Origin of the sequence: Actinoplanes sp. NPDC048967 (genome assembly GCF_040649415.1) — a bacterium.
Classification (GTDB): Bacteria; Actinomycetota; Actinomycetes; order Mycobacteriales; family Micromonosporaceae; genus Actinoplanes.
The window spans coordinates 637729-663789 of sequence record NZ_JBEZFL010000003.1; the positions used below are offsets into that span (position 1 = coordinate 637729).

Annotated in this window: 22 protein-coding genes; 12 read left to right on the forward strand and 10 right to left on the reverse strand. The window is 72.6% G+C overall.

Annotated elements, in window-relative coordinates; all coding sequences use genetic code 11:
• Positions 1–3: 3 nt before the first annotated feature.
• The 4 genes from AB0C12_RS15540 (at position 4) to AB0C12_RS15555 (ending at position 3669) form a co-directional block, all read left to right on the forward strand.
• Entirely contained in the window at positions 4–153 is a 150-nt protein-coding gene (locus AB0C12_RS15540) for a hypothetical protein (RefSeq protein ID WP_360548233.1), read from the forward strand.
• A 52-nt stretch (positions 154–205) separates the two neighbouring features.
• Positions 206–1384, forward strand: coding sequence for a quinolinate synthase NadA (gene nadA / locus AB0C12_RS15545; protein WP_360548235.1), 1179 nt, complete (start codon positions 206–208; stop codon positions 1382–1384).
• Positions 1385–1598: 214 nt separating this feature from the next.
• Entirely contained in the window at positions 1599–2954 is a 1356-nt protein-coding gene (gene murA, locus AB0C12_RS15550) for a UDP-N-acetylglucosamine 1-carboxyvinyltransferase (RefSeq protein WP_360548237.1), read from the forward strand.
• A 79-nt stretch (positions 2955–3033) separates the two neighbouring features.
• Positions 3034–3669, forward strand: coding sequence for a DUF3043 domain-containing protein (locus AB0C12_RS15555; protein WP_360548239.1), 636 nt, complete (start codon positions 3034–3036; stop codon positions 3667–3669).
• A gap of 442 nt (positions 3670–4111) precedes the next feature.
• Here the strand turns inward: AB0C12_RS15555 and AB0C12_RS15560 are convergent, their stop codons facing one another.
• Together AB0C12_RS15560 and AB0C12_RS15565 are read right to left on the reverse strand one after the other, a co-directional pair.
• The gene (locus AB0C12_RS15560; RefSeq protein WP_360548241.1) at positions 4112–4420 is read right to left on the reverse strand and encodes an AzlD domain-containing protein; all 309 of its coding nucleotides are present in this window, start codon (positions 4418–4420) and stop codon (positions 4112–4114) included.
• A complete protein-coding gene (locus AB0C12_RS15565; RefSeq protein ID WP_360548243.1) occupies positions 4414–5364 on the reverse strand; it encodes an AzlC family ABC transporter permease in 951 nt (316 codons plus the stop codon). Before AB0C12_RS15565 ends, AB0C12_RS15560 begins: the two co-directional genes overlap by 7 nt.
• A gap of 66 nt (positions 5365–5430) precedes the next feature.
• Here AB0C12_RS15565 and AB0C12_RS15570 point away from each other — a divergent pair, with 66 nt between their 5' ends.
• A complete protein-coding gene (locus AB0C12_RS15570) occupies positions 5431–5988 on the forward strand; it encodes an XRE family transcriptional regulator (protein WP_360548245.1) in 558 nt (185 codons plus the stop codon).
• Here AB0C12_RS15570 and AB0C12_RS15575 read toward each other — a convergent pair.
• Genes AB0C12_RS15575 through AB0C12_RS15585 form a run of 3 tightly spaced genes read right to left on the reverse strand, consistent with a single transcriptional unit; the run spans position 5985 to position 8602 of the window.
• Positions 5985–6938, reverse strand: coding sequence for an ATP-binding cassette domain-containing protein (locus tag AB0C12_RS15575; RefSeq protein ID WP_360548247.1), 954 nt, complete (start codon positions 6936–6938; stop codon positions 5985–5987). The two genes, AB0C12_RS15570 and AB0C12_RS15575, sit on opposite strands and share 4 nt — an antisense overlap.
• Before the next feature lie 10 nt (positions 6939–6948).
• On the reverse strand, positions 6949–7749 hold the full coding sequence (locus tag AB0C12_RS15580; protein WP_360548248.1) for an ABC-2 family transporter protein: 801 nt from the start codon (positions 7747–7749) through the stop codon (positions 6949–6951).
• Positions 7742–8602, reverse strand: coding sequence for an ABC-2 family transporter protein (locus AB0C12_RS15585; RefSeq protein ID WP_360548250.1), 861 nt, complete (start codon positions 8600–8602; stop codon positions 7742–7744). Before AB0C12_RS15585 ends, AB0C12_RS15580 begins: the two co-directional genes overlap by 8 nt.
• 2361 nt (positions 8603–10963) lie before the next feature.
• Here AB0C12_RS15585 and AB0C12_RS15590 point away from each other — a divergent pair.
• Complete coding sequence (locus AB0C12_RS15590; protein WP_360548252.1) at positions 10964–13942, forward strand: WG repeat-containing protein; 2979 nt, start codon at positions 10964–10966, stop codon at positions 13940–13942.
• A gap of 21 nt (positions 13943–13963) precedes the next feature.
• Entirely contained in the window at positions 13964–14962 is a 999-nt protein-coding gene (locus AB0C12_RS15595; RefSeq protein ID WP_360548254.1) for an aldo/keto reductase family protein, read from the forward strand.
• A gap of 44 nt (positions 14963–15006) precedes the next feature.
• Here the strand turns inward: AB0C12_RS15595 and AB0C12_RS15600 are convergent, their stop codons facing one another.
• On the reverse strand, positions 15007–15834 hold the full coding sequence (locus AB0C12_RS15600) for a site-2 protease family protein (protein WP_360548256.1): 828 nt from the start codon (positions 15832–15834) through the stop codon (positions 15007–15009).
• On the reverse strand, positions 15831–16028 hold the full coding sequence (locus AB0C12_RS15605) for a hypothetical protein (protein ID WP_023359740.1): 198 nt from the start codon (positions 16026–16028) through the stop codon (positions 15831–15833). Before AB0C12_RS15605 ends, AB0C12_RS15600 begins: the two co-directional genes overlap by 4 nt.
• Positions 16029–16166: 138 nt before the next feature.
• Between AB0C12_RS15605 and AB0C12_RS15610 the strand changes: the two genes are divergently transcribed.
• Both AB0C12_RS15610 and cobS read left to right on the forward strand, forming a co-directional pair.
• A complete protein-coding gene (locus tag AB0C12_RS15610) occupies positions 16167–18308 on the forward strand; it encodes a bifunctional adenosylcobinamide kinase/adenosylcobinamide-phosphate guanylyltransferase (protein ID WP_360548258.1) in 2142 nt (713 codons plus the stop codon).
• Between the two features lie 55 nt (positions 18309–18363).
• Positions 18364–19086, forward strand: a complete 723-nt coding sequence (cobS, locus tag AB0C12_RS15615) for an adenosylcobinamide-GDP ribazoletransferase (protein ID WP_360549032.1) — start codon at positions 18364–18366, stop codon at positions 19084–19086.
• Here the strand turns inward: cobS and AB0C12_RS15620 are convergent.
• Both AB0C12_RS15620 and gcvT read right to left on the reverse strand, forming a co-directional pair.
• On the reverse strand, positions 19072–19425 hold the full coding sequence (locus AB0C12_RS15620) for an MmcQ/YjbR family DNA-binding protein (RefSeq protein ID WP_360548260.1): 354 nt from the start codon (positions 19423–19425) through the stop codon (positions 19072–19074). The genes cobS and AB0C12_RS15620 overlap by 15 nt on opposite strands.
• Positions 19422–20525: a glycine cleavage system aminomethyltransferase GcvT gene (gene gcvT / locus AB0C12_RS15625; protein ID WP_360548262.1), complete on the reverse strand. Its 1104-nt coding sequence runs from the start codon at positions 20523–20525 to the stop codon at positions 19422–19424. The genes AB0C12_RS15620 and gcvT overlap by 4 nt, the downstream gene beginning before the upstream one ends.
• Positions 20526–20668: 143 nt before the next feature.
• Here gcvT and AB0C12_RS15630 point away from each other — a divergent pair, with 143 nt between their 5' ends.
• Positions 20669–22219 (forward strand): leucyl aminopeptidase, encoded by a 1551-nt coding sequence (locus AB0C12_RS15630; protein ID WP_360548264.1) that lies wholly within the window; start codon positions 20669–20671, stop codon positions 22217–22219.
• 23 nt (positions 22220–22242) lie between these two features.
• On the opposite strand, the gene AB0C12_RS15635 is transcribed toward AB0C12_RS15630, so the two are convergent.
• On the reverse strand, positions 22243–22527 hold the full coding sequence (locus AB0C12_RS15635) for a hypothetical protein (protein ID WP_360549034.1): 285 nt from the start codon (positions 22525–22527) through the stop codon (positions 22243–22245).
• Between the two features lie 202 nt (positions 22528–22729).
• Here AB0C12_RS15635 and lpdA point away from each other — a divergent pair, with 202 nt between their 5' ends.
• Both lpdA and sucB read left to right on the forward strand, forming a co-directional pair.
• The gene (gene lpdA / locus AB0C12_RS15640) at positions 22730–24115 is read left to right on the forward strand and encodes a dihydrolipoyl dehydrogenase (RefSeq protein WP_360548266.1); all 1386 of its coding nucleotides are present in this window, start codon (positions 22730–22732) and stop codon (positions 24113–24115) included.
• Between the two features lie 37 nt (positions 24116–24152).
• On the forward strand, positions 24153–26039 hold the full coding sequence (gene sucB / locus AB0C12_RS15645) for a 2-oxoglutarate dehydrogenase, E2 component, dihydrolipoamide succinyltransferase (protein ID WP_360548268.1): 1887 nt from the start codon (positions 24153–24155) through the stop codon (positions 26037–26039).
• The last annotated feature ends 22 nt before the right edge of the window (positions 26040–26061 follow it).

Below are 26061 nucleotides of genomic sequence, written 5' to 3' on the forward strand. Positions count from 1 at the left end.
TGCATGGCCACTCTCATGCAGCGACTGCAGATGTTCCTGCGCAGCCCGCAGGGTCAGAAGATCGTTCAGCAGGGTCAGCGTCAGCTGGCCAAGCCGGAGAACCAGGCGCGGCTCCGCAAGCTCGCGACCAAGCTCCAGGGCCGCCGCCGCTGAGTGCCCTAGGACACTCATCTGCCGGCCGACGGCGCGGCAACCTTGTGGAAACATGGATCTCGTGACGTCGACCTGGACCGAACCTGCGAACACCGCCACGGCGCTGCTGTTGCTCGGCCGTGGCACCGATCCCGCCAGCGAGCGCGGCGTGGACTGTCCCGGCGATCTGCCGGCACCCAGCGACCCCGACCTCGTCGCCCGGGCCACGGCCGCCAAGGCCGCGCTCGGCGACCGGGTGTTCGTGCTGGGCCACCACTACCAGCGTGACGAGGTCATCCAGTTCGCCGACGTCACCGGCGACTCGTTCAAGCTCGCCCGCGAGGCGGCGGCCCGCCCCGGCGCGGAGTTCATCGTCTTCTGCGGCGTGCACTTCATGGCCGAGAGCGCGGACATCCTGACCGGCCCGACCCAGCAGGTGATCCTGCCCGACCTGGCGGCCGGCTGCTCGATGGCCGACATGGCCGTGCTGGGCCAGGTGGAGACCGCCTGGGAGCAGTTCACCGACCTGGGCATCGCCGGCGATGTGGTCCCGGTGACCTACATGAACAGCTCGGCCGACATCAAGGGCTTCGTCGGCCGCAACAACGGCGTGGTCTGCACCTCGTCCAACGCCAAGCGCGCCCTGGACTGGGCCTTCGAGCAGGGTCGGCAGGTCTTCTTCCTCCCTGACCAGCACCTGGGCCGCAACACGGCGGTGCTGGAGATGGGCTTCGACCTCGACGACTGCGTGCTCTACGACCCGCACAAGCCGAACGGCGGCCTCACCCCCGAGCAGCTGCGCGGCGCCAAGATGATCCTCTGGCGCGGGCACTGCTCGGTGCACGGCCGGTTCACCATCGACAGCGTGCGCGAGGTCCGCGAGCGGGTCCCGGGCGTGCGCGTGCTGGTCCACCCCGAGTGCAAGCACGAGGTGGTCCGCGCGGCCGACGAGGTCGGCTCGACCGAATACATCATCCGGGCCCTGGACGCCGCGCCCGCCGGGTCGGCCTGGGCGGTCGGCACCGAGCTCAACCTGGTCCGCCGGATGGCGCTGGCCCACCCGGACAAGCACATCACCTTCCTGGACCGGACGGTCTGCTACTGCTCGACCATGAACCGCATCGATCTGCCGCACCTCGTGTGGGCGCTCGAGGAGCTCGTGGCCGGCCGCGTGCCCAACCGCATCACCGTCGACGAGGACACCGCGAAGTACGCGCGGGTAGCCCTCGATCAGATGCTGGCACTGCCGTAAAACCTCACCCTCGGTAACCGTCGATGAGCCGTACGCACGGTTGCACCTTTTTGTTGCCTTAATCATCAGCAATTCGTGCCGCCTTGGGCGTTGTGATGATTTCTGCTCTGGTCACGCAGGGCTATGCTGCCCGGGCGGCAGCCGCCCGGTCCCCCGTCGGCTGCACCCCTGTTCGCATCCGGGCGCGCTGACGCGCCCGCCTCTGGAGGTTGCGTTGACCGACGACGTCCTGGCCGTACACGGCGGTACGCCGCTGCACGGACAGATCCGGGTCCGTGGCGCCAAGAACCTGGTTTCCAAGGCCATGGTGGCCGCCCTGCTGGGCGAGTCGCCGAGCCGGCTCTTCGACGTGCCGCGCATCCGCGACGTGGAGGTCGTCCGCGGCCTGCTCGGGCTGCACGGCGTCAAGGTCAGTGACGGTGCCGACGACGGCGAGCTCGTCATGGACCCCACCAACGTGGAGAGCGCCAGCAGCGACGAGATCAACGTGCACGCCGGGTCGAGCCGGATCCCGATCCTGTTCTGCGGGCCGCTGCTGCACCGGCTCGGGCACGCGTTCATCCCGGACCTGGGTGGCTGCCACATCGGGCCGCGGCCGATCGACTTCCACATCCAGGCGCTGCGGCAGTTCGGCGCGGTCGTCGACAAGACGCCCGAGGGCATGCACCTGACGGCGCCCAACGGACTGCACGGCACGAAGCTGGAGCTGCCGTACCCGAGCGTGGGGGCCACCGAGCAGGTGCTGCTCACGGCGGTGCGCGCCGAGGGCGTGACCGAGCTGCGCAACGCGGCCATCGAGCCGGAGATCATGGACCTGATCTGCGTGCTGCAGAAGATGGGCGCGATCATCACGGTGCACACCGACCGGGTCATCGAGATCCTCGGCGTGCCCCGCCTGCACGGCTACAACCACAAGCCGATCCCGGACCGGATCGAGGCCGCGAGCTGGGCCGCCGCCGCGCTCGCGACCCGCGGCGAGATCGAGGTGCTGGGCGCGCAGCAGGCCGACATGATGACGTTCCTCAACGTCTTCCGCTCGATCGGCGGCGAGTTCGAGATCACCGACGCCCGGGTCGGGCGCCCCGGCGTGACCGGCGTCGAGGGCGGCATCCGGTTCTGGCACCCGGGCGGCGAGCTCAACGCCGTGGCGCTGGAGACCGACGTGCACCCCGGCTTCATGACCGACTGGCAGCAGCCCCTGGTGGTGGCCCTGACCCAGGCCCGCGGCCTGTCGATCATGCACGAGACGGTCTATGAGCAGCGCCTGGGCTACACCGAAGCGCTGAACACGATGGGCGCGACCATCCAGGTCTACCGCGACTGCCTCGGCGGCACCCCGTGCCGCTTCGGCCGGCGCAACTTCAAGCACTCCGCGGTCATCGCCGGCCCCAGCAAGCTGCACGCGGCCGACCTGGTCATCCCCGACCTGCGGGCGGGCTTCAGCCACCTGATCGCCGCGCTGGCCGCCGAGGGCACCTCCCGGGTGTACGGCGTCGACCTGATCAACCGTGGCTACGAGGACTTCGAGGGCAAGCTGGCCGCCCTGGGCGCGCTGGTCGAACGCATCTGAGCTCGCTTTTCCGGAAACCGCGCCGGCTCTGTGCCGGCGCGGTTTCAGGTTTGTGGGGGCTCTTGGCTACGCTGCGGGGGTGTCCTCGCTGTTTCGCCGAAAGTCCTCCGACCTCGTCTCCGACGCCACCGCCACGGTGACCGACGAAGCCGGGCAGTCGGCCGCGCCCAAGCCCAAGGCCTACACGCCCTCGAAGAAGGAGCTCGGCGTCGCGACGCCGAAGCGCACCAACGCGCAGCGCCGGCACGACACGGCGCAGGCCCCGGCCAACCGGCGCGAGGCCTACAAGCAGATGCGCGAGCGCCAGAAGGTCGAGCGGGCCGAGGCGTCGGCGGGCATGCGCGCCGGCGACGAGCGCTACCTGCTGGCCCGCGACCGCGGCCCGGAACGCGCCCTGGTCCGCAACATCGTCGACGCCAAGCGCACGGCCGGCACCTGGTTCTTCGCCGGCGCGATCATCGTCTTCATCGGCTCGACGGGCGCGATGCCGCCGGTGGTCCAGATCGGGGCGAACCTGCTCTGGGCGATCCTGGCGATCGCGGTGCTGGTGGACAGCGTGCTGATCGCCCGCAAGGTGAAGAAGCTGGTCTCGGAGCGCTTCCCGAACACGACGCAGCGGATCGGGTCGCTCTACCTCTACGGGATCATGCGCGGCCTGACCTTCCGCCGCATGCGCGTCCCGAAGCCGCAGGTGGAGTTGGGCGACAAAGTCTGATCCTGGCGGTCAGAATCAAGATCAAGGACTGGCTGTCGTGCCTGATTGCAGGGTGCTGACCGTCGCTCCCGCCGAATGCCAGGTCCGTGCTTGGTGAACCCCGGACGGGGTTCCTCCGGCCGAACGCCAGGTTCATGGTTGGTGAAACGCGGCCGGGATACTCGGGCCGACGCCCAGGTTCATGCTTGGTGAACCCCGAACGGGATACTCCGGTCGACGCCCAGGTTCGCGCTTGGTGAACCCCGAACGGGATACTCCGGTCGACGCCCAGGTTCGCGCTTGGTGAACCCCGAACGGGATACTCGGGCCGACGCCCAGGTTCGCGCTTGGTGAAGCCCGGACGGGATACTTCGGCCGACGCCCAGGTTCGTGGTTGGTGGAACCCTGGGGCGGGGTCAGTCCGGCCGACGCCGGATTCATGGTTGTCGAGAGCCCGAGCGGGTTATTCGACGCCGGCCAGCCGGAGCAGGGCGGCGGTCGCCGCTGCGGCGAGGACGACCACCACGAAGGGTGCCCGGCGCCAGGCCAGCAGGGCGCCGACCGCCACGCCGGCCGGGCGGGCGATGCCGGCGAAGGCCGTGCCCTCCATGAGGGTGGCCGTGGCCGCCAAGGCGGCCAGCAGGGCGGCCGCGGCCATCGGGAGCAGGCGCTGGAGCTGGTCGGAGAGCTCGAGGCGGTCGCGCAGCAGCACGCCGGCCAGCCGCATCGTGTAGGTGCCCACGGCCAGGGTCAGAATCGCCGCGATCAGCATGACGCCTCCTCGGACTCCGCGCGCCGCTCACCCTCGCGTCCGGCCGCTGCGCTGCGCCCAGCCGCTGCGCTGCGCCCAGCCGGTGCGCTGCGCTCAGCCGCTGCGCTGCGCTCAGCCGCTGCGCTGCGCTCAGCCGCTGCGCTGCGCTCAGCCGGTGCGCTGCGCCCAGCCGGTGCGCTGCGCCCAGCCGCCCCACGCCGCTGGGCACCGGTCTCGGCCTCTTGCTGCACCGCCCCGGGCGGCGGAGCGCCGGTGGTGTCGGGCGGGTGGCTGGGGCAGCGGCGGGGGCGGAACACCGCGGCCAGGCCCAGCAGGGCGCACAGGACCGGGAGGCCCGCCGGCAGGACCGCGGTCAGCGCCACCGCCACCGCCGCGCCCAGCAGGGCCACCAGGCGGGTGTCCCGGTCGCGCAGGGACGGCAGGATCAGGGCGATGAGGCCGGCCGGGAAGGCCGCGTCCAGGCCCAGCGTCGCCGGGTCGCCGGTGGCCCCGCCCAGCCACACGCCCAGGGCCGTGCCCGTGTTCCACGACGTGAACAGCGTGATGCCGATCAGCCAGTACGTGCGGCGACGCCGGACCGGGTCCGGCTCGGCCAGCGTGAACGCGACCACCTCGTCGGTCATCAGGTGGCTGCCGATGAGCCGGTCGCGCCGGCGGGAGCCGACGGTCGCCGAGACCGCCAGGCCGAACGGCAGGTGGCGGGCGTTGAGCAGCAGGCCGGCGAAAACCGCGGCGATCGGGTTGCCGGCGGCGATCAGGCCGACCGCGAGGAACTGGGCGCCGCCCGCGAACACCGCTGTCGACATCAGGAACGGGACCCAGGTCGGCAGCCCGTACGCGATCGCGATGGCCCCGAACGACGCACCCACCGCGATCATCGCCGCCGCGATGGCCGCCGCGTCGCGCAGCAACGCGCGGTCCGGTGTTCGCCATGGCGTACGCATAGTTCAAAATAATGAACGACGCGTCCGGCGTTCGTCAAACCGAACGACTCGATCGACGGAGTGAACATGTCGCACCCCGCTCCCCCGCTCGCCACCATCGCCGCGGCCCTGCGCCGCGAGCGCGAGCGGGTCGGCATCTCGCTGGCCGAGCTGGCCCGGCGCGCCGGACTGGCCAAGTCGACGCTCTCCCAGCTCGAGTCGGGCACCGGCAACCCCAGCGTCGAGACGCTCTGGTCGCTCGGGGTGGCGCTCGGCGTCCCGTTCAGCCGGCTGGTCGAGCCACCCATCCCGCAGATCCGGGTGGTACGGGCCGGTGAGGGACCGCGGCTGCAGTCCGACCATGCCGACTTCTTCGCAACCCTGCTCGCCGCCGGCAGCGCCCACGCGCGGCGTGACATCTATGTCATGGAGCTGGAGCCGGGTGGCTCCCGGCAGGCCGACGCGCACCTGCCCGGCAGCATCGAGCACCTGGTCGTCGCGGCGGGCCGGCTCCGGGTCGGCCCGGAACGGGAGGAGCTCGACCTCGGCCCCGGCGACTACGTGACCTTTCCCGGCGACATCCCGCACAGCTACCAGGCCCTCGAGCCCGGGACCTGGGCGGTGCTGGTGATGGAACACCGTTAGGGGGTGGCGTACAGGCGGGCGACCACGTCCTCGATGTCCGGCTCGACCAGGGACATGTCCCGCAGCGACGACAGCGCCGCCAGCCGGGCCACCACCGGCCCGGCCTCGTCCGAGAGCAGGTCGAACGAGGCGCGGTGGCGGTCCGCCTCGACGGAGATGAGCGTGGCGCCGTCGACCGTGAAGCCGGGCGGCAGCGGTGCGTCGAGGTCCACGACCAGGCGGCGGGACCCGTACCGGTTGTGCAGGGCCTCGATCGTCCCGTCGTGCACCACCCGGCCGTGGTCGATCACCACCAGCCGCCGGCCGAGCCGCTCGATGTCGGCCAGGTCGTGCGTGGTCAGCACCAGGGTGACGTCGCCGGTGGCCCCCAGTTCGGCCAGGAACGAGCGCACCGCCTGCTTGCTCACCACGTCCAGGCCGATCGTCGGCTCGTCGAGGAACAGCACCGCGGGCCCGTGCAGCAGCGCCGCGGTGAGCTCGCCGCGCATGCGCTGACCGAGCGACAGCTGCCGTACCGGGGTGTCCAGGAAGCCGTCGAGATCCAGCAGGCCGACGCAGCGCCGCAGCCGGGCGGCGTGCTCCGGCGCCGGCACCCGGTAGATGTGGCGCAGCAGGCTGAACGACTCGCGCAGCGGCAGATCCCACCACAGCTGCGAACGTTGCCCGAAGACCACCCCGATGCGCAGCGCCAGCCGGGTGCGCTGCGGCACCGGCGTCAGCCCGCACACCGACACGGTTCCGGCCGACGGGGTCAGCACGCCGGTCAGCATCTTCAGCGTCGTGGACTTGCCGGCGCCGTTCGGGCCGATGTAACCGACCATCTCGCCGCGCTCGATCCGCAGGTCGATGCCGTCGACCGCGGCCACCGTGCGTTTCGTGCGGCGCAGGCGGCCGGCGCGGACCCGTACCGTGAAGTCCTTGCGCAGGCCGTCCATCCGGATGACGGTCACGGTCTCCCCCTCATGATCCGGTGCTGCGGTAGTGCCGGATGCCGGACCGCCAGACCAGCGCGGCGATGCCGGCCGCGAGCAGCGCGACCAGCGATGACACGTAACCCGTCCAGCCCGGCAGACCGAGCGGGTCGGTGCGGCCCAGCAGCGCCAGCGCCGGCTGGTAGGCCACAAATCCAAAACCCAGGCCGTACGCGAAGACGGCCCGGAACCAGCCCGCATAGACCGGCACCGGGTACGAGGTGAAGTCCCGCCCGCCGTAGGTGAACGCGTTGCCGAGCTGCCCCGAGTCCACCCACCAGAACGCCAGGCTGGCGCTGAGCACGAAGATCGCGCCGAAGAACACCGCCCCGGCGACCGGCACCAGCAACGCCAGCGCCACCCGGGCCGGCGTCCAGTCGATGTCGTTGAGCCGCAGGGCCACCACCAGCACCACGAGGGCCAGCGCCACCCGCAGGGCCTTGCGCAGCGGCAGATCCATGAAGACGAGCTGGGACAGCGCGCTCAGCGGCCGGAGCAGGACCGTGTCCATCATCCCGGTCCGCACGTACGTGGTGAGCCGGTCGATGTTGCCGACCACGAAATCGGCCAGGTTGAAGGCGCACGAGGACAGGCTGACCATGAGGATGGCCTCGGTGAGCGGGAAACCGGCGATGGTCGGAGTGGCGCGGAAGATCACCAGGACAGCGATGACGTCGAGCGCCGTACCCCCGATGTTGGTGATCATCTCCACCACGAAGGACGCCCGGTAAGCCATCATCGACCGCCACTGCCCACCCAGCAGCGCGGCGTACGCCCGCAGCTCAGCCACCCTGAGCCACCAGCCGGCGCTCGGCGCGGCGCTGCACCAGCGCGCAGAGTGCCAGCAGCACCGCCGCCCAGCAGGCCTGCAGCACGACCAGGGCGACCTGCACCGGGGTGGGATCCCGCTCGACCAGCACGTCCAGCGGCGTCTGCAGGAAGCCGGGGAACGGCGTGGCCACCCACAGCGTCACGGCCAGCCAGTCGGGCAGGAAGCGCAGCGGGAAGTAGAGCCCGGCCAGCACCCCGGCCGCCAGCGTCCACAGCACGAGCGGTCCGCGCGCATCGTGCAGCCAGTACGCGGTCGCGTTGACCAGGAACCGCAGGCCCATGCTGCCGACCACGGCGAGCAGCACGGACACCGCGAACAGCGGCACGGTGAACAGGCGGCCGGGCCGATACAGATCGAAGAAGACCAGGCCGACAACGACCGGCGGCACGAACCGGAAGAGCAACGAGTGCAGGGCCCGGCCCAGGTCCGGGGCCAGATAGCTGAGCACCGGATGAACCGGCCGCAGCAGATCGGCCGTCACGTCACCGCTGCGGATCCGGTCGGCCAGTTCCGTCCACCCCCAGAGCGCGACTACGCTGAGCAACCCCTGTCCCACCCACACGAAAGTGGTCAGCTGCGCGGCGTCATAGCCGGCGGGCCGGCCACCGACCGCACCCGCGGCCACGGCGAGCAGCACGTAACAGCGGAGGAACCCGAAGACGGTGTTGGTGAACGCCCCGGCTATCGTCGCCTGCCGGTAGGTGGCGTACCTCCGGAAACCTGACCATGCGAGAGCACCGGAAGTAACGAGAGTGTCCCGGAACGGCCGGTGCGGAGAGATCTGAGGCACCCTGGCGTCGAGCCGGTCCACGCCGTTAATCTCCTTCCACAACCCCCCGCAGCGGAGCCGGGCGACTGTACCCGGTGCACCGCCCTGCCACGAGCCATTTCCGACAAGGTGGATAATCGTCGTGACGGAGCGTAACCAGCCATCGGCCGCCCAGAGGGCTGCCCGATGAACGGTTGGAGCTCCCACTCCGGCGCGGACCGCTGGGACGACGAACCCGCCTGGGTGTACGAGATCACCTGGGAATGGGAACCCCTGCCCGGCCAGCGCTACCCGGGCGACCCGGGCCGCCGCCGGGCCGTGCACCACCCCGTCTACGACGCCTCCCGAGCAGCGGAAGCGGCCTCGGCCTGGGACGCCGACTTCCGGGCGATCGCCCAGGCCTCCGGCCCACCGGCGCCGTCGTCCGGCGGCCCGTCGACGGCCCGCCCGGTGTCACCGGCGGCCGGCCGCGCGACGGTCGGCCGTCCACCGCAGCCGCCGCCGTCGTGGACCGGGCCGGAGGAGCAGCAGGGGTACGCCGCACCGGCGGGCCGGACACCGTACGTGGCGGGAGCGGCGCCACCGCCGCAGCAGGGACCGTCGTGGAACAGGCCGGTGCCGTTGCCGGAGCGGCTGCCGGAGCAGGAACGGCGATCCGCGGGGCAGGCTCAGGGGGGTGCGTACCCGGCGGGCCGGCCGGCTGCGCAGGACGGGCGACAGGCTCCGGCCCGGCCGGGTTCACCGGACCCTCGCCAGTCCCCGCCCTCCCCAGATTCCCGCCGGGTGGATCCGCGGTTCCAGGACTCGCGGTATCCGGGGGGCCAGCAGGCCGCGGACAACAGGTTCGCGGCGGACGGCCGGTCTTACGACTCGCGGTCGGCCGGTGCGCGAGCCGAGCGTGAACAGCGGCCGGTGGAACCGCGTCGTCCCGCCGCCCCGCAGGACGGTCGGCAAGGCCGCCCGGCGCAACGTTCGGGGCCCGAGGCGCGGCCGAACGGGGATGCTTACGTTCCGTACCGGATCGGTCCGGCCTCGCAGTCGCCGTCGCGGCCCGCCGCCCAGGAACCGGCCGCCCGCCCGGGAGACGACCAGATCTACGGCCAACCGGCGCGGCCCGTGAGTCACGACACGCCGCCTTATCAGGGGCCGGGTGCTACTACGCCGGTGGCGCCCTATCCGGCTCCGCGGCCGGTAGCGCCCGATCCGACCTGGGCTTCGCCGGTTGATCCGCGGCCGGCCACGCCGCTGGGACCTCGCGGTGAGCAGGGTGAATCGCGGTCGGTGACGCCTCGGTCGGCGCCGCCCGCGGGTCGGCGTGCTGCTCACAGTGCGGAGCCGCCTACGGATCCGCGCTTCCCGGCACCGATGCGGGCTGTGCCGCCGCCGGAGGCTCAGCGGTCGGCGCCGCCTGTGGCTCGGCCGGCTGCCTATGCGCCGCCGTCTGCCACGCCGACCTCTGCCGCGCCTGGCGCTTATGCGGGGCCGCCCGTGCATTCCGCGCCGCCCGCTCAGTCCGCGCCGCCCGCTCAGTCCGCGCCATCGGCGATGCCGGGACCGTCCGCGCCCGCGGCCTACGCGACGCCGCCTGGGCATGCCGTGCCGCCGGTGCGGTCGGCGCCGCCCGCGCAGTCCGCGCCGTCGGCGATGCCGGGGCCTTCAGTGCCCGCAGGGTTCGCTACACCGCCCGTGCATCCCGCATCCCCGGCTCCTCCCATACATTCCGCGCCGCCCGTGCGCTCGGCGCCGCCCGTGGACTCGGCGCCACCCGTGCGCTCGGCGCCACCTGCGCAGCCCGTGCCGCCCGCGCGCTCGGCGCCACCTGCGCATTCCGCGCCACCCGTGCACTCGGCGCCACCTGCACCACCCGTGCAGTCCGCGCCGCCCATGCACTCGGCGCCACCTGCACCACCCGTGCAGTCCGCGCCGCCCATGCACTCGGTGCCACCTGCGCCGCCCGCGCAGTTCGCGCCGCCCGCTCAGTCCACGCCGCCCGCTCAGTCCACGCCGCCCGCGCCGCCCGCGCCGCCGGTTCAGGATGGGCGGCCGGTTCAGGATGGGCGGTCTGGGCAGCAAGGCCGGTCGGTGCCGGAAGCTTGGGCGGGTGCCGCCTACGCTGCGCCGCCCGTGGAGGCGACTCCGGCCGCTGGGCAGCAGCCGGCGCCGCCCGCTGTCCGGCCCACGTCCGCCCAGCCCGCGCACTATCGTCCGGCTCCGCCGACCCAGCCTTACCAGCCTCAGCCACGGCACGGCCCGACGCCTTCGCCGGCGCCGGTGTCCACCCCACCGGTCGACGAGCGGCAGGCGCTTCGACCTCCTTATGGCGTTCCCGGTCGGCCTGAGGAGGCACCGCAGCAGTCGGCGCCTGTTGAGTCGACCGGTTCACGGCCGACGGTTCAGCCTGCCGTGGGCGGTTCTGCCGCGGTCGATCCGGAAGTCACCCGGCCGATCCCACCCTTCGTGGCGGCGGCACCGGCGCGGGACGCAGCTGCGGAGACCGCGACCAGCCAAGAGCCGGTGGCGGCTGAGCCCAGCCCGGTTACCGAAGAGGAAGCCGGCGCGGAAGAGCCGCACGGTCTGGGCTGGCTGCTGTCGATGAGCGGCCTCGGCGCGGTCACCCCGGAACCGGAACCTGCCGTCCCGGATCCGACCGACCTCGTCATCCAAGCTCCGGACACCACCGACGACGAGATCAGCGACGCGACGAACGACAGCAACCCGACCGACGCTGCCCTCGCCTCCAGCGCCCCGATCAGCGGTGTCCCGGTGAGCAGCGGTCCGGTCAGCGGTGCTCCCGTCAGCGCCGCGCCGGTCAGTTCGCTGCCGACCAGTGGGGCCGCCGTCAAGCAGGACTGGTTCTCGCCGACCACCGAGACCCGCATGGTCAGGCCGAAGTCCGCGGAGGTCACCCCGGAGGACGAGGCACCAGCGGAGAAGCCCCCGTCCGCCGACACGCCGGCCGGCGACACGGCGGCCGGCGACACGGCGGCCGGCGACACGGCGGCCGGCGACACCGATCGTGATTCCACCGGCTCCGACCGGCCGGAGTTGGCCGCGGTCGAGGCCGACGATCCGCAGCCGGAGCAGCGAGACGTCGCCGAAGGCCCAGCCTCGGCCGGCGACGAACCCAGCGCGGCAGTCCCGGCCGCCGTCGAACCGGCCGAAGCGGAACCGACCGCCGTCGAACCGACCGATGCGGAACCGACCGCCGTCGAACCGACCGATGCGGAACCGACCGCCGTCGAACCGACCGACGCCGAGCCAACGATCGTCGAACCGGCCGACCCGCAGCCGGTCGTCGTGGAACCCGCGGTCTCCGACCCGGTCGACGCGGAGTGGGCCGACATCGAGCCGGCCGACCCGCAGCCGGAAGCCGCGGAGCAGGTCGACTCCCAGCCGGCCGACTCGGAACTGGCCAGCGCAGAGCCAATCAATCCGGAGCCGATCGACGCGGAGCTGGTCGACGAGGAACCCGCAGGCCCAGAAGTCACCGCCGCGGAACCAGCCGACCCCGAACCGATCGACGCCGAACTGATCGACGAGGAACCCACAGACCCAGAAGTCACCAACGCAGAACCAGCCGACCCCGAACCGATCGCCACGGACATCGTCGACGCGGAACTGGTCGAAACAGAGGTCGTCGAGGCGGAACCGCCCGGCGCCCAGCCGATCGTTGCCGAACTGGCCGAGGCCCAGCCGGCGCAGGAAGAGCCGATCGACGCCGAGCCGATCGACGCCGAGGTAGTCGACGCCGAGCCGATCGACGCCGAGCCGATCGACGCCGAGCTGGTCGAGACCGCCCCGAGCGACGCCGACCCGATCCAGACCGACCAGGCGGATACCCCGCCGGTCGACGAAGAAGCGTCGTCCGATCAGGCTGAGCCAGCCGCTGCGGGCCCGCCCGACGCCGAGACAGTGAATGCCGAGCTGGTCGAACCCGAGCCGGCGACCACGGAACCAGCCGAACCGCGGACAGCCGAACCCGGGCACGCACAAGCCGGCCCCCGGCCGAGGCAGCCCGCTCCCCCGCGTACCGGAATGCCCAGCGCGCCGCCCGACCCCGCGCCCGAGCGTCGCCGCGCCGACCCGGAGCAGATTCTGGCCGCGTACCCCTGGAAGGTTGACCCGGTCACCCTGCGGGAGACCGTCGATGACCCGGAGCCGCTCCTGGCCGTGCGGGATCGGCTCACCGACCGGCTGGAGTACGCCGAGCGTGACCCCGTCCGCGCCGGCCTGCTCGGTTTGCGGGCCGTCACGTCCCGGGTGCTCGGTGATCTCGGCTGGGCGCTGGCCGATGCGCGGGAAGCGCTGCGGCATGCCGAGGCGACCGGTGAGCTGCGGCTGGTCGCGCTCGCGCAGGCCCGGCTGGCCCAGGTGCAGCAGTGGCAGGGGGATTTCGCCGAGGCCGACCGGTTGTTCGAGGAGGCCAATTCCGTCGAGCTGCCCGACCGGCTCCGGGCCGAGCTGCACGTGCAGGCGGGCAGGTCCGGTTACGAGCAGGGCCGGTTCCTCGAGGCCTGCAACCATTTCGAGGCCGCACTGGAGCTGCGGCGGGTCGAGGATCCCGAGCTGGTCGCGCGGACCGAGGCCGCGCTCGACGCGGTCATGGACCGGGTCCGGGAGGCCGGGTGGGGGCCGTATCCTCGCTCGCGCGAGGAGATTCTGCAGCGCAGTGAGCCGCCGCATCCGGCTCTGGACTACGACTCCGGGTGGCAGGGGTACGCCGACAGCAACGGCGAGGTCGTCATCCCCGAGCGTTACGCCGAGGCCCAGCCGTTCCACGAGGGTGTGGCCTGGGTACGCCGCCCCGGCACCGCCGCCTGGGAGCTGATCGACGAGACCGGTGCCCTGGTCATCGACCCGTCCAGCGGTTACGTGCAGGTCAGCCGGTTCGCCGACGGGCTGGCCTGGGTCTCGCGGGAGCCGGCCGGCGGCTGGTTCGCCGTCGACTGGCACAACCGGGTCATCGTGCCCGGCGGGTTCGAGGACGTGCGGCCGTTCCGGCACGGGCTGGCCATCGTGCGCCGCGGCGGGTGGGGGGCCGTCGACCAGCACGGGCGGGTCGTTGTCCAGCTCAAGTATCAGCGGTTCGCGACCGAGCTGACCGCCGGCGGGCCCGTCGAGGGTTTCACCGGCGACGGGCTGGCCGTGATCGACGCCGGGGACCGGCTCGGGGTGGTCGACCGGAGCGGGCAGTTGCGGGTGGCTCCGGTGCACGCCCGGCTGCTCATCCACCCGATGGCGTTCATCGTCGGCGACCGGGACGGGCGGTGGGGTGCGCTGGACCGCGACGGTGAGCCGGTGCTCGAGGTGAGCCGGGACCGGCCCGCGGATGTGGTGGACGAGATAGAGCGGCTGCTCTCCGGTACCCGGCCGGTTCTGTAAGGGGCCGGTAGGGTCCCAGGCATGGAGTTCCGTCACCTCGGCCGTTCCGGCCTACTCATCAGCGAGATCGCGTACGGCAACTGGATCACCCACGGCTCCCAGGTCGAGGAGGAGGCCGCCGCCGCGTGCGTGCGGGCCGCCCTCGACGTGGGCATCACCACGTTCGACACCGCCGACGTGTACGCCGGCACCCGCGCGGAGGAGGTGCTGGGCCGCGCGCTCAAGGGTGAGCGCCGCGAGGGCCTGGAGATCTTCACCAAGGTCTACTGGCCGACCGGGCCCGGCCCGAACGACCGCAGCCTGTCCCGCAAGCACATCATGGAGTCGATCAACGGCTCGCTGCGCCGCCTCCAGGTGGACTACGTCGACCTGTACCAGGCGCACCGCTACGACTACACGACGCCGCTCGAGGAGACGATGCAGGCGTTCGCCGACATCGTGCACTCCGGCAAGGCCCTGTACATCGGGGTGTCGGAGTGGACCGCGACGGAGATCCGCGCCGGCTGGGAGCTGGCCCAGGATCTGAAGATCCAGCTCGTGTCGAACCAGCCGCAGTATTCCGCGCTGTGGCGGGTCATCGAGGCCGAGGTGGTGCCCACCTCGATCGAGCTCGGCATCGGCCAGGTGGTCTTCTCACCGATCGCGCAGGGCGTGCTGACCGGCAAGTACGAGCCGGGCAAGCAGCCGCCGGCGGGCTCGCGGGCCACCGACGACAAGTCCGGCGCCGAGTTCATCTCGCGCTGGATGAGCGACGAGGTGCTGACCGCGGTCCAGCAGCTCAAGCCGCTGGCCGAGCAGGCCGGCCTGTCGCTGGCGCAGCTCGCGGTGGCCTGGGTGCTGCAGAACGACAACGTCTCCGCCGCCATCATCGGCGCGTCCCGGCCCGAGCAGGTCCACGACAACGCCAAGGCGTCGGGCGTGAAGCTCGACAGCGACCTGATGAAGGCGATCGACGACGTGCTCTCGCCGGTCACCGAGCGGGACCCGGCCAAGACGGTCAGCCCCGCGAAGCGTCCCTGATCCGCGTCGCCCGGCGTCCCCGTGCGGGGGGCGCCGGGCGAGCCTCAGAGCGACTGCCAGAAACGCATGTAGGCGAGGCCGATCTCGCCCATGCTGTCCGGCACCCCGATGAGCCCGGCGAGCCAGCTCACCAGCGTGAAGAACCAGACGTTGATCTTCGACTGCCAGAGCAGCACAAAAAGCAGAATGAAGCCGTACGGCGCGAAGAGGTTGTACGCGCGCTGGTACGGCGGGCTGAGCCAGGGCTGGACGATGTTGCCGCCGTCCAGGCCGGGCACCGGCAGCAGATTCAGCAGGCTCGCCGTGACCTGCAGGAACGCCAGCGCGGCCAGGGCCACCCAGAAGTCACCGTGGCTGCCGCCGATGGTCCAGCCGCCGGAACCGTCGCTGAGCAGCACGACGTCGTCGCCCGCGCCGAACAGGAACGGCACGGCCAGGATCAGCGCGAACAGCACGTTGGTGGCCGGGCCGGCCGCGCTGATCAGCGACTCCTTGGCCTTGCTGCGGATGTGCGCGTGGTCCACCCACACCGCCCCGCCGGGCAGGCCGATGCCGCCGAGTACCACCGCGACCAGCGGCAGCACGATGGACAGCACCGGGTGGGTGTACTTCAACGGGTTGAGCCGCAGGTAGCCCCGGTCGGCGACGCCCCGGTCACCGGCGAAGTACGCGACGATCGCGTGTGCGTACTCGTGCAGGCAGAGCGAGAGCACCCAGCCGGACACGATCAGCAGGAACACGTCGACCCGGACGTTGCCGTAGCCGGTCCACGCCATCCAGCCGGCCACCACCGTGACCGCCAGGATCCCGACGAAGACCGGGCTGGGAACGAAGGCGCTCTTCGGGGCGCCGCGCGAGACCTGGTGACTCACTCGGCCGGCAACAGACTCATCTTGTAGTCCACCCGGTCGTCCTCGACCAGGGTGACCTGGGTGACCCCGGCGGCCGCCAGCTCACGCCACGCCTGGCCGATCCACGACTCGGCGTCGGCCTGGCTGCTGAACGTCTCGGTCGGGCCGGCCACCGGCTGTCCGTCGACGCCCTCGTACCGCCAACTCCACGGCATCCCGCCGCCTCCCTCAGGTGTCGATCTGTGGTCCTGTTCCCACCCTACGGTGTGCGCGCCGGTACGCCCGGTACGCCCGGGCCCATCGAAGCCGGGTCGCCCCGCATGATCGCGGCGGACGGCCCTAAAGTACGGGGCATGTCTGCTGACGGGTGGAGTTCGGTCCTGGTGCTCGGCGGGATCCGGTCCGGCAAGTCCGCGTTCGCCGAAGCGCTGGTCGCCGGCGCCGCGTCGGTCCGCTATGTCGCCACGGCGGTCGGCGGCGAGGACGACCCCGAGTGGCGCGCCCGGATCGAGACCCACCAGCGCCGCCGCCCGCAGTCCTGGACCACCGAGGAGACCGGCGCCGACCCGTCCCGGCTGGCGGCCCTGCTCACCGAGGCCAAGCCGGACGACACGCTGCTCGTGGACGACCTGGGCGGCTGGGTGGCGGCACTGCTCGACCCGGCCCAGCAGCCCAACGACGACCTGGCGACCGTGACGGCCCTGGCCGAGGCGGTGCGCACGTGCGCCGCCCGGCTGGTGCTGGTCAGTCCCGAGGTGGGGCTGTCGCTGGTGCCGGCCACGCCGGTCGGCCGGGCGTTCGCGGACGCGCTGGGCACCGCGAACCAGGCGCTGGCCGGGGCCTGTGACCGGGTCGCGTTCGTGGTGGCCGGCCGTCCGACCTGGCTCAAGACCGGGCCGGACGCGCCCGCGATCGTCACCGACCTGCAGGCCGAGCACGCGGAGACCCACGCGGCGGCGCTGGGGGTCGACGAGGTCGCCATGCACGACGCGATGACGGCGGCGACACCAGCCGCCGGCACGCCCGTGATCACGACTGGCACCGCCGCCGCGCCCGGCACCCCCTCAGCTGCCGCTGCCGCGCCCGGCACCCCCTCAGCTGCCGCTGCCGCGCCCGGGACGGCTTCCGCCGGTGCTCCCGAAGCCGGCACCGCCCACGCTGCCGCGCCGGGAACGGCCTCCACCGACACGCCCGGAACTGTCGCCGCAGGCGCGCAGGGAACCGCCTCCACCGACACGTCCGGGGCTGTCGCCGCAGGCGCGCCGGGAACCGCCGCCGCGTTCGGCACCGGCACGGAGCCGCTGTCAGCCGAGGAGGCCGTGGCGGCGCACCGGGCCCGCACCGCGAACGCCGGTGAAGGCGCCCTGCACGCCCCGACCATGGTGCTGCCGCTGGTCGCCAGCGGCGCGGTCATCGAGGCGGGCATGGACCTGCCGCTGCCCGACAGCGACGCCGGCCCGGACGCCCGCGACCGGCTCGCCGGCGTCGACCTGCCCGGGGCGGGCATCGGCACGCTGCTCGAAGCGGTCGAGTTCGCCGCGGCCACCCAGAGCACCGCGACCCCGCGCGCCTGGGGCCCGGTCCGGGTCCTGCTGATCGACGGCCGGCACGGCGGCGGCGCGGCGGCCGGCGGCGACGAGCAGGACGCCACCCGCCGGGCCGACGAGGCCGAAGCCGGTGAAGGTGCGCTCGCCCGCCTGGCCGCAACCGCGGAGGCCGACATCGTGGTGGTCCGCACACCCCCGTCGGGTGCCATGGAGGTCGGCCCGGTGATGGACGCCGAGGCGGTCGACGCGGCGCTGCGGCAGGGCTGGGCGCTGGCCGACGCCGCCGGTGAAGCGGGCCGGGAAGCCGTCATCCTGGCCTCCTGCGGGGTCGGCACGGAGGCCGCGGCGACGGCCGTGCTGGCCGCGACCACCGGCGCCGAACCGGTGGCGATCCTGCCGCGGGTGCTGGTGCCCGGCGGCTTCTACGACGACGCTGCCTGGATGGTCCGCTGTGCGGCCGTCCGCGACGCGATGCACCGCATCCGGCAGGAGCCGCGCGGCGCCAAGGACATCCTGGCCCAGCTCGGCGGGGCCGACCTGGCCATCGCGACCGGCGCGCTGCTCGGCGCGGCCGCCCGGCGGATGCCGGTGCTGCTGGACGGGCCGCTGGGCATCGCGGCCGGGCTGGTCGCCCGCGATCTGGCCAGCCAGGCCCGGCACTGGTGCCTGCTGCCCGACGCGGGCACCCACGCGCTGGTCCGGCAGGGCGCCGACGTGCTCGGGCTGACCCCGGTCGTGCAGCTCGGCCTGGACCTCGGCGAGGGCGCGAACGCGCTGGCGGTGCTGCCGCTGCTGCGCTCGACGATCGCGCTGGCGGGCGCACTGCCGGTGCACCCGGCCCTGCTGGCCGGACACGGCGACGCCGGCCTGACCGCGGACGAGGACGGGCCGGACGAGCAGGACTTCACCGAGCCGGAGCCGCACGGCCCCGGCCCGGCCAGTGCCTGACGAGCCCCAGCCCGCCGAGCCGCCACGCGACGAGCCGGCCGTGGGCCGGCTGCCGATGGTCGACGGCCTACGCCTGGCGCTGACCACCCTCACGGTCCTGCCCGTCCGCACCGGCCGCATCGACCGCCGCACCGCCGCCGTGGCGATGAGCGCCGCCCCGCTGATCGGCGCCCTGCTCGGAGCATTCCTCGCCGCCGTATTCGTCCTCCTGGGCCAGAGCCTCCTGGCCGCCACGGTCACCGTGGCCGCGAGCGCGCTGCTCACCCGGGGCCTGCACCTGGACGGCCTGGCCGACACCGCCGACGCCCTCGGGTCCTACCGCCGTGGCGACGCCGCTCTCGCCATCATGAAGAAGTCCGACATCGGCCCGTTCGGCGTCGCGGCCATCGCGCTGACCCTGCTCATCCAGGCCGCCGCCCTGACCGAGCTGACACCGTGGGCCATCGTCGCGGCTTGGGCGGCCGGCCGTCTCGGTGTCACCCTGGCCTGCCGTCGCGGCGTGCCCTCCGCCCGGCCCGACGGTCTGGGTGCGCTGGTCGCTGCGACCGTACCGGTGCCGGTCGTGATCCTGGCCGCGGCCGTCGTCGCGGCCGGGGCCGTCTGGGCGGTGCCGGACCGTCCGTGGCAGGGTCCGGCCGCCGTCGCCGGCGCGCTGCTGGTGGCGGTCCTGCTGCTGCGCCATGCGGTACGCCGGTTCGGCGGCATCACCGGTGACGTCATCGGCGCGACCGTCGAGCTGACCACCACGCTGACGCTGATCGGCCTAGCCGTGCGCTGAGTCGTACGCCTGGACGACCCTCTTCGGTGCGGTCCGGCGCCACGCCTCCGTCACGACCTGCCGCAACTCGTCCGGATCAGCCGACGCCAGCACCACCGTGACCCAGCCGAAGCGGCCCACGTACGGCGCCGGGGCGTAGACATGCGGGGCCGCGGCGATCAGCTCGGCCTGGTCCTCCCGGGACGCCTTCACCGAGATGGTGCCGCTCTCGCCGCCGCCCGAGGCGAACATCTTGTCGCCGTACCGCAGGGTGTTGTGGCCCCAGTTCTCGACGAAGACCTCGGCGCACCCGGGCAGGGCCAGGACCCATTCGCGCACCTGGTCGTAGGTGACGCTCACCGCACCGAGGGCTGCACGAACGGCGGCTTCACGATCTTCGCCTCGGTCCGGCGGCCCCGGATGTCGATCTGGACCAGGTCGCCCTCGGCCAGCCCGGCCGCCGTGTCGAGCAGGGCCAGCGCGATGCCGATCTTCTTGGTCGGCGAGAACGTGCCGCTGGTGACCTCGCCCACGAGCGCGTCCCCCGCGTACACCTGCATGTGACCCCGCGGGATGCCGCGGCCGGTCAGCTCCAGGCCGCGCAGCAGCCGGCGGGGTCCTGCTGTCTTCTCGGCGAGCAGCGCGTCGCGGCCCCAGAACGCGGGCTTGGACCAGCCGACCGCCCAGCCGGAGCGGGCCTGCACCGGGGTGATCTCCAGGGACAGCTCCTGGCCGTGCAGCGGGTAGCCCATCTCGGTGCGCAGCGTGTCGCGGGCGCCGAGCCCGCACGGGCGCACACCGGCCTCGACCAGCGCGTCCCAGACGGTGACCGCGTCGTCCCACGGCACCACCAGCTCGTAGCCGTGCTCGCCGGTGTAGCCGGTGCGGCAGACGATCAGGTCGACGCCGTCGATCCGGGCCGGGTTGAACGACATGTAGTCGTGGCCGGTCGGCAGGCCCAGCTTGGTGACCGTCTCGGCGGAGTGCGGGCCCTGCACAGCGAGGACCGCGTGGCCGCGGTGCTCATCGGTGACCGTGATGCCCTCCGGTGCGGCGGCGGCGAGCCGGCGGACCACCTCGGCCGTGTTCGCGGCGTTCGGGATCAGGAAGACCTCGTCCGGGCCGATCAGGTACGCGATCAGGTCGTCCACCACGCCACCGGTGGCATCGTCGCAGCACAGGGTGTACTGCGCCTGGCCCGGCGCGATGCGGCCCAGGTCGTTGCTGAGGCACGAGTTGACGAAGTCCGCGGCACCGGGGCCGGTGACCCGGGCCTTGCCCAGGTGCGACACGTCGAACACGCCGACGGCTTCCCGGACTGACGTGTGCTCGCGCAGGACGCCGCCACCGGCGTACTCCAGCGGCATCTCCCAGCCGCCGAAGGCGGCGAACTTGGCTCCGAGCGCGACGTGGCGCTCGTGCAAAGGCGAACGGAGCAGGGCTGCGGCCTCGGTCGACATGAGTGGCAACTTACCGGTGACCTCGCATGTGGTTAGCATCGGCGGGACACCATCACCGATCGGCGCGACCCGCGCCGGGGTGACCACACCGCCGGGGCGGCCCACGAGGGAGCTCCGGCCCCTCATCGTCGCGGAGCGCCCGAGTGACCCACCCCGCCCCCTCTCTCACCCTGGTCGACAGCGACCCCGCCGAACTGGCCGTCGATGCGATCGTCATCGGGCTGCACAGTCAGCCCGACGAGGGTGGCGCGCTGCTGCCGGCGGCCGGCGCGGAGAGCATCGCCGCCGCGTTCGACGGCAAGCTGACCTCGACCCTGGCCCTGCTGGGGGCCACCGGCGCCCCCGGTGAGGTGACCAAGCTGGCCACGCTGGGCACCATCGCCGCGCCGCTGGTGGTCGCCGTCGGCCTGGGTGACGAGCCGTCCGGCTCCGCGCCCGCCACCGAGACGCTGCGCCGGGGCACGGGTGCCGCGGTGCGCGCGCTCGCCGGCAGCGGGACGGTCGCGCTGGCGCTGCCGGTGCCCGACGACACCGACGCGCCCGGGGTGCTGCGGGCGATCCTCGAGGGTGCGCTGCTCGGGTCGTACCGGTTCGCCGGTTACAAGACCAAGCCGCAGCCGACCCGCCGCGACCCGGTCAAGGCCCTGCAGGTCACCGTGCCGGACGCCGCCGACGCGGCGGCCGCGGCCGAGGTGACCCGGGCCGAGGTGGTCGCCAAGGTCGTCCGGCTGACCCGCGACTGGGTCAACACCGCGCCCAACGAGCTGCGCCCGCCGCAGTTCGCCGACGCCGTGGTCGCCGCGGCCGAGGGCACCGGCCTCGAGGTGGAGGTGCTCGACTTCGACGCCCTCAAGGCCGGTGGCTACGGCGGCATCGTCGCCGTCGGCCAGGGTTCCGAGGCGCCGCCGCGCCTGGTCAAGCTCAGCTACACGCCCGCGGGCGTGACCGACCCGAAGCGGGTCGCGCTGGTCGGCAAGGGCATCACCTTCGACACCGGCGGCATCAGCATCAAGCCGACCGCCGGCATGTGGGAGATGAAGTCGGACATGGCCGGCGCCGCCGCGGTCGGCGCGGCCCTGCTGGCCGTCGCCGCGCTCAAGCCGGCCGTCGCGGTCACCGGCTACCTGGCCATGGCCGAGAACATGCCGTCCGGTACGGCGTACCGGCCGGGCGACGTCATCACCATGTTCAGCGGCAAGCGGGTCGAGGTGCTCAACACCGACGCCGAGGGCCGGATGGTGCTGGCCGACGCGATCGCCCGGGCCTGCGCCGACGGCACCGACTACGTCTTCGAGACCTCGACGCTGACCGGCGGTCAGGTGGTCGCGCTGGGCAAGCGGATCGCCGGCGTGATGGGCTCGCCGGAGACCTGCGAGCGGGTCAAGGCAGCCGGGGACGCGGTCGGCGAGCCGGCCTGGCCGATGCCGTTGCCGGACGACGTGCGCAAGGGCATGGAGTCGGAGATCGCCGACATCAGCCAGGTCAACGCGAGCATGGACCGGGCCGGGCACATGCTGCAGGGCGGCGTCTTCCTGCGCGAGTTCGTCGCCGACGGGGTCGAGTGGGCGCACATCGACATCGCCGGGCCGTCGTACCACACGGGCGAGCCGAACGGTTACTGGACCAAGGGCGGCACCGGCGTGCCGGTACGCACGCTGCTGGCGCTCGTCGACGACGTCGCGGCCAACGGCTGAGCTGTCCGGGGCGCCGTCCGGTCCTAAGAGGCCGGGCGGCGCTTCTGGCGCTCGTTGTAATCGCGCATCCGCTGCGGGTAGCCCATCAGCCGGATGTCGTAGATCGGCATCGCCAGCTGGTGGGCGAAGCGCCGGGCGCCCTCCGGGGAGTCGACGCGCCGGCGGGTCCACTCACCGTCGTGCGCGACCAGCAGCAGCGTGGTCTCGGTCACCGTGGTCCGCGGCTCGATGAAACCCTCCACACCCCGCCGGGACCGGACGAACTCCGCGAGGTGCTCGAAATCGGCACGATCGGCTGTCCGGCCCACCCCGCGGGACGGCTCTTTCCGCCGCCGGAACCACGCCACGCCACGCTCCTCACGTTCGACTGCGGTCAGGGTACGTCCTCACCCGGTGTCCTTGGGCACCTGACTACATCGATCGTTGCGGGAAGTGACAAGATGGCCAGGACAGCTGTGACCGTTTCCACCATGTGACCCATGGGGAGACGAACGCGATCTGGGAGTAGACGTGAGCCAGCCTGGCGGAACCTTCGACATCGTGATCCTCGGTGCCGGCAGCGGCGGTTACGCCGCCGCTCTGCGCGCGGCCGAGCTGAACCTGTCGGTGGCACTGATCGACAAGGCCGAGCTGGGCGGCACCTGCCTGCACCGCGGCTGCATCCCGACCAAGGCGCTGCTGCACGCGGCCGAGGTGGCCGACCAGACCCGCGAGAGCGAGCAGTTCGGCGTCAAGGCCGACCTGGTCGGCATCGACATGGCCGGCGTGAACGCCTACAAGGACGGGGTCGTCGGCCGGCTCTACAAGGGCCTGCAGGGCCTGATGAAACAGCCGAACATCACCCTCGTCCAGGGTGCCGGCAAGCTCGTCTCGCAGGACACCGTCGAGGTGGACGGGCAGCGCTACACCGGCCGCAACGTCATCCTGGCGACCGGCTCCTACTCGCGCTCGCTGCCCGGCCTCGAGGTCGACGGCAAGCGGGTGCTGACCAGTGAGCACGCCCTCAAGCTCGACCGCGTGCCGAGTTCCGCGATCGTGCTGGGCGGCGGCGTCATCGGCGTCGAGTTCGCCAGCGTCTGGAAGTCCTTCGGCGCCGACGTGACCATCCTGGAGGCACTGCCCCGGCTGGTCGCCGCCGAGGACGAGGAGATCTCCAAGGCGGTCGAGCGGGCGTTCCGCAAGCGCAAGATCAACTTCAAGGTCGGCAAGCCGTTCGAGAAGGTCGAGCACACCGAGAACGGCGTCAAGGCGTACCTGGCCGGCGGCGAGACGGTCGAGGCCGAGATCCTGCTGGTGGCGGTCGGCCGCGGCCCGACGACCAAGGACCTGGGGTACGAGCAGCAGGGCATCACGCTCGACCGGGGTTTCGTGATCACCAACGAGCGGCTGCACACCGGCGTCGGCAACATCTACGCGGTCGGCGACATCGTGCCCGGCCTGCAGCTCGCGCACCGCGGCTTCCAGCAGGGCATCTTCGTCGCCGAGGAGATCGCCGGCAAGAACCCGGCGGTCATCGACGAGAACGGCATCCCCCGGGTCACCTACTCCGACCCCGAGATCGCCTCGGTCGGCCTGACCGAGACGCGCGCCAAGGAGCAGTACGGCGCTGACCAGGTCTCGACGTACAACTACAACCTCGGCGGCAACGGCAAGAGCCAGATCCTCAAGACGCAGGGCTTCGTGAAGCTGGTCCGGGTCAACGACGGCCCGGTCGTCGGCGTGCACATGGTCGGCGCGCGCATGGGTGAGCTCGTCGGGGAGGCGCAGCTGATCTACAACTGGGAAGCTTTCCCGGAAGAGGTCGCCCAGCTCGTGCACGCCCACCCGACGCAGAACGAGGCGCTCGGCGAGGCATTCCTCGCACTCGCGGGCAAGCCCCTGCACGCACACGCCTGATTCGTTCCCGTACCAAGCGGTTAAGGAGTTCTGAGAGATGCCGGTATCGGTCACCATGCCGCGGCTCGGTGAGAGCGTCACCGAGGGCACCGTCACGCGCTGGCTCAAGCAGGAGGGCGAGCGGGTCGAGGCCGACGAGCCGCTGCTCGAGGTCTCCACCGACAAGGTCGACACCGAGATCCCGTCGCCGGCCGCCGGGGTGCTCTCGCGCATCGTCGTCGGCGAGGACGAGACGGCCGACGTCGGCAGCGAGCTCGCGATCATCGCGGGCGACGGTGAGGACGCGGGCTCGTCCGCCCCGGCCCCGGCCGAGGACGCCCAGCAGGCCGAGCCCGAGGCGGAGCCGGAGCCCGAGCCGGAGCCCGAGCCCGCCGCGCTCGACACCCCCTCGACCGAGAAGCCGGTCGAGGAGGAGGCCCCCGCGCCGCAGACCGCCGCCCCCGCCGGTGGCTCCGAGGGCACGGCCGTCAAGATGCCCGCCCTCGGCGAGAGTGTCACCGAGGGCACGGTCACCCGCTGGCTCAAGCAGGTCGGCGACACCATCGAGGTCGACGAGCCGCTGCTCGAGGTCTCCACCGACAAGGTCGACACGGAGATCCCGTCGCCGGTGGCCGGCACGGTCCTGGAGATCAAGGTCCCCGAGGACGAGACCGCCGACGTCGGCGCCGAGCTGGCCATCATCGGCACCCCGGGCGATGCCCCCGCCGCGGCCCCGGCCCCGTCCGCGCCGGCACCGCAGCAGGCCGAAGCACCCAAGGCGGAGGCTCCCAAGGCGGAGGCTCCCAAGGCCGACACCCCGAAGCCCGCGCCGCAGCAGCAGTCCGCGCCGCTGGTCGAGTCGAAGCCCGCCCCGGAGCCGGCCGGCGAGTCCTACGCCGACCCGTCGCCCGAGGTCGAGGCCGGACAGCCCGCCCCGCCCGCGCCCGCGCAGTCCAGCGCCCCGGCCGCCGAGACGGTCAAGGCCAACGGCGCCGGCGACGCCGGTTACGTGACCCCGCTGGTCCGCAAGCTCGCCGCCGAGAAGGGGGTCGACCTGTCGTCGATCACCGGCACCGGCGTCGGCGGCCGGATCCGCAAGCAGGACGTCATCGAGGCTGCCGACAAGGCGGCTGCCGCGAAGGCCGAGGCCGCCAAGCCCAAGCCCGCGGCCGCACCGGCCGCGGCTCCGGCCGCCGCGAAGCCCGCGCCGAGCCCGCTGCGGGGCCGCACCGAGAAGCTGACCCGCACCCGCGCGACGATCGCCCGCCGCATGGTGGAGTCGCTGCAGATCTCGGCCCAGCTGACCACGGTCGTCGAGGTCGACGTCACCAAGATCGCCAACCTGCGGAACAAGGCCAAGGCCGACTTCCTGGCCAAGAACGGCGCGAAGCTGACCTTCCTGCCGTTCCTGGCGCTGGCCGCGGTCGAGGCGCTGCGCCAGCACCCGGTGGTCAACTCGTCCATCGACCAGGAGGCCGGCACGGTCACCTACCACGACGGCGAGCACCTCGGCATCGCGGTGGACACCCCGAAGGGCCTGATCGTCCCGGTGATCCGCGACGCCGGCGACCTCAACCTGGCCGGCCTGGCCAAGCGGATCGCCGACGTGGCCGAGCGCACCCGCAACAACAAGATCAGCCCGGATGAGATCTCCGGCGGCACCTTCACGCTGACCAACACGGGCAGCCGCGGTGCGCTCTTCGACACGCCGATCATCAACCAGCCGCAGGTCGGCATCCTCGGCACCGGCGCGGTCGTCAAGCGCGCCGTGGTCGTCGACGACCCGAACCTCGGTGAGCTGATCGTGCCGCGCTCGATGATCTACCTGGCGCTCAGCTACGACCACCGGATCGTGGACGGCGCCGACGCCGCCCGCTTCCTGGTGACGATGAAGGAGCGCCTCGAGGCCGGTCAGTTCGAGGGCGACCTGGGCCTCAGCGCCTGACGCGGGACAGCACGTGAAGAAG

Coding starts and splice junctions, on each gene's coding strand:
- AB0C12_RS15540 (WP_360548233.1), top strand. CDS start 4: ATGGCCACTCTCATGCAGCGACTGCAGATGTTCCTGCGCAGCCCGCAG.
- nadA (WP_360548235.1), top strand. CDS start 206: ATGGATCTCGTGACGTCGACCTGGACCGAACCTGCGAACACCGCCACG.
- AB0C12_RS15560 (WP_360548241.1), bottom strand. CDS start 4,420: ATGCTGATCGCGGCGATTCTGACCCTGGCCGTGGGCACCTACACGATG.
- AB0C12_RS15565 (WP_360548243.1), bottom strand. CDS start 5,364: ATGCGTACGCCATGGCGAACACCGGACCGCGCGTTGCTGCGCGACGCG.
- AB0C12_RS15570 (WP_360548245.1), top strand. CDS start 5,431: ATGTCGCACCCCGCTCCCCCGCTCGCCACCATCGCCGCGGCCCTGCGC.
- AB0C12_RS15595 (WP_360548254.1), top strand. CDS start 13,964: ATGGAGTTCCGTCACCTCGGCCGTTCCGGCCTACTCATCAGCGAGATC.
- AB0C12_RS15605 (WP_023359740.1), bottom strand. CDS start 16,028: ATGCCGTGGAGTTGGCGGTACGAGGGCGTCGACGGACAGCCGGTGGCC.
- AB0C12_RS15610 (WP_360548258.1), top strand. CDS start 16,167: ATGTCTGCTGACGGGTGGAGTTCGGTCCTGGTGCTCGGCGGGATCCGG.
- cobS (WP_360549032.1), top strand. CDS start 18,364: ATGGTCGACGGCCTACGCCTGGCGCTGACCACCCTCACGGTCCTGCCC.
- gcvT (WP_360548262.1), bottom strand. CDS start 20,525: ATGTCGACCGAGGCCGCAGCCCTGCTCCGTTCGCCTTTGCACGAGCGC.
- sucB (WP_360548268.1), top strand. CDS start 24,153: ATGCCGGTATCGGTCACCATGCCGCGGCTCGGTGAGAGCGTCACCGAG.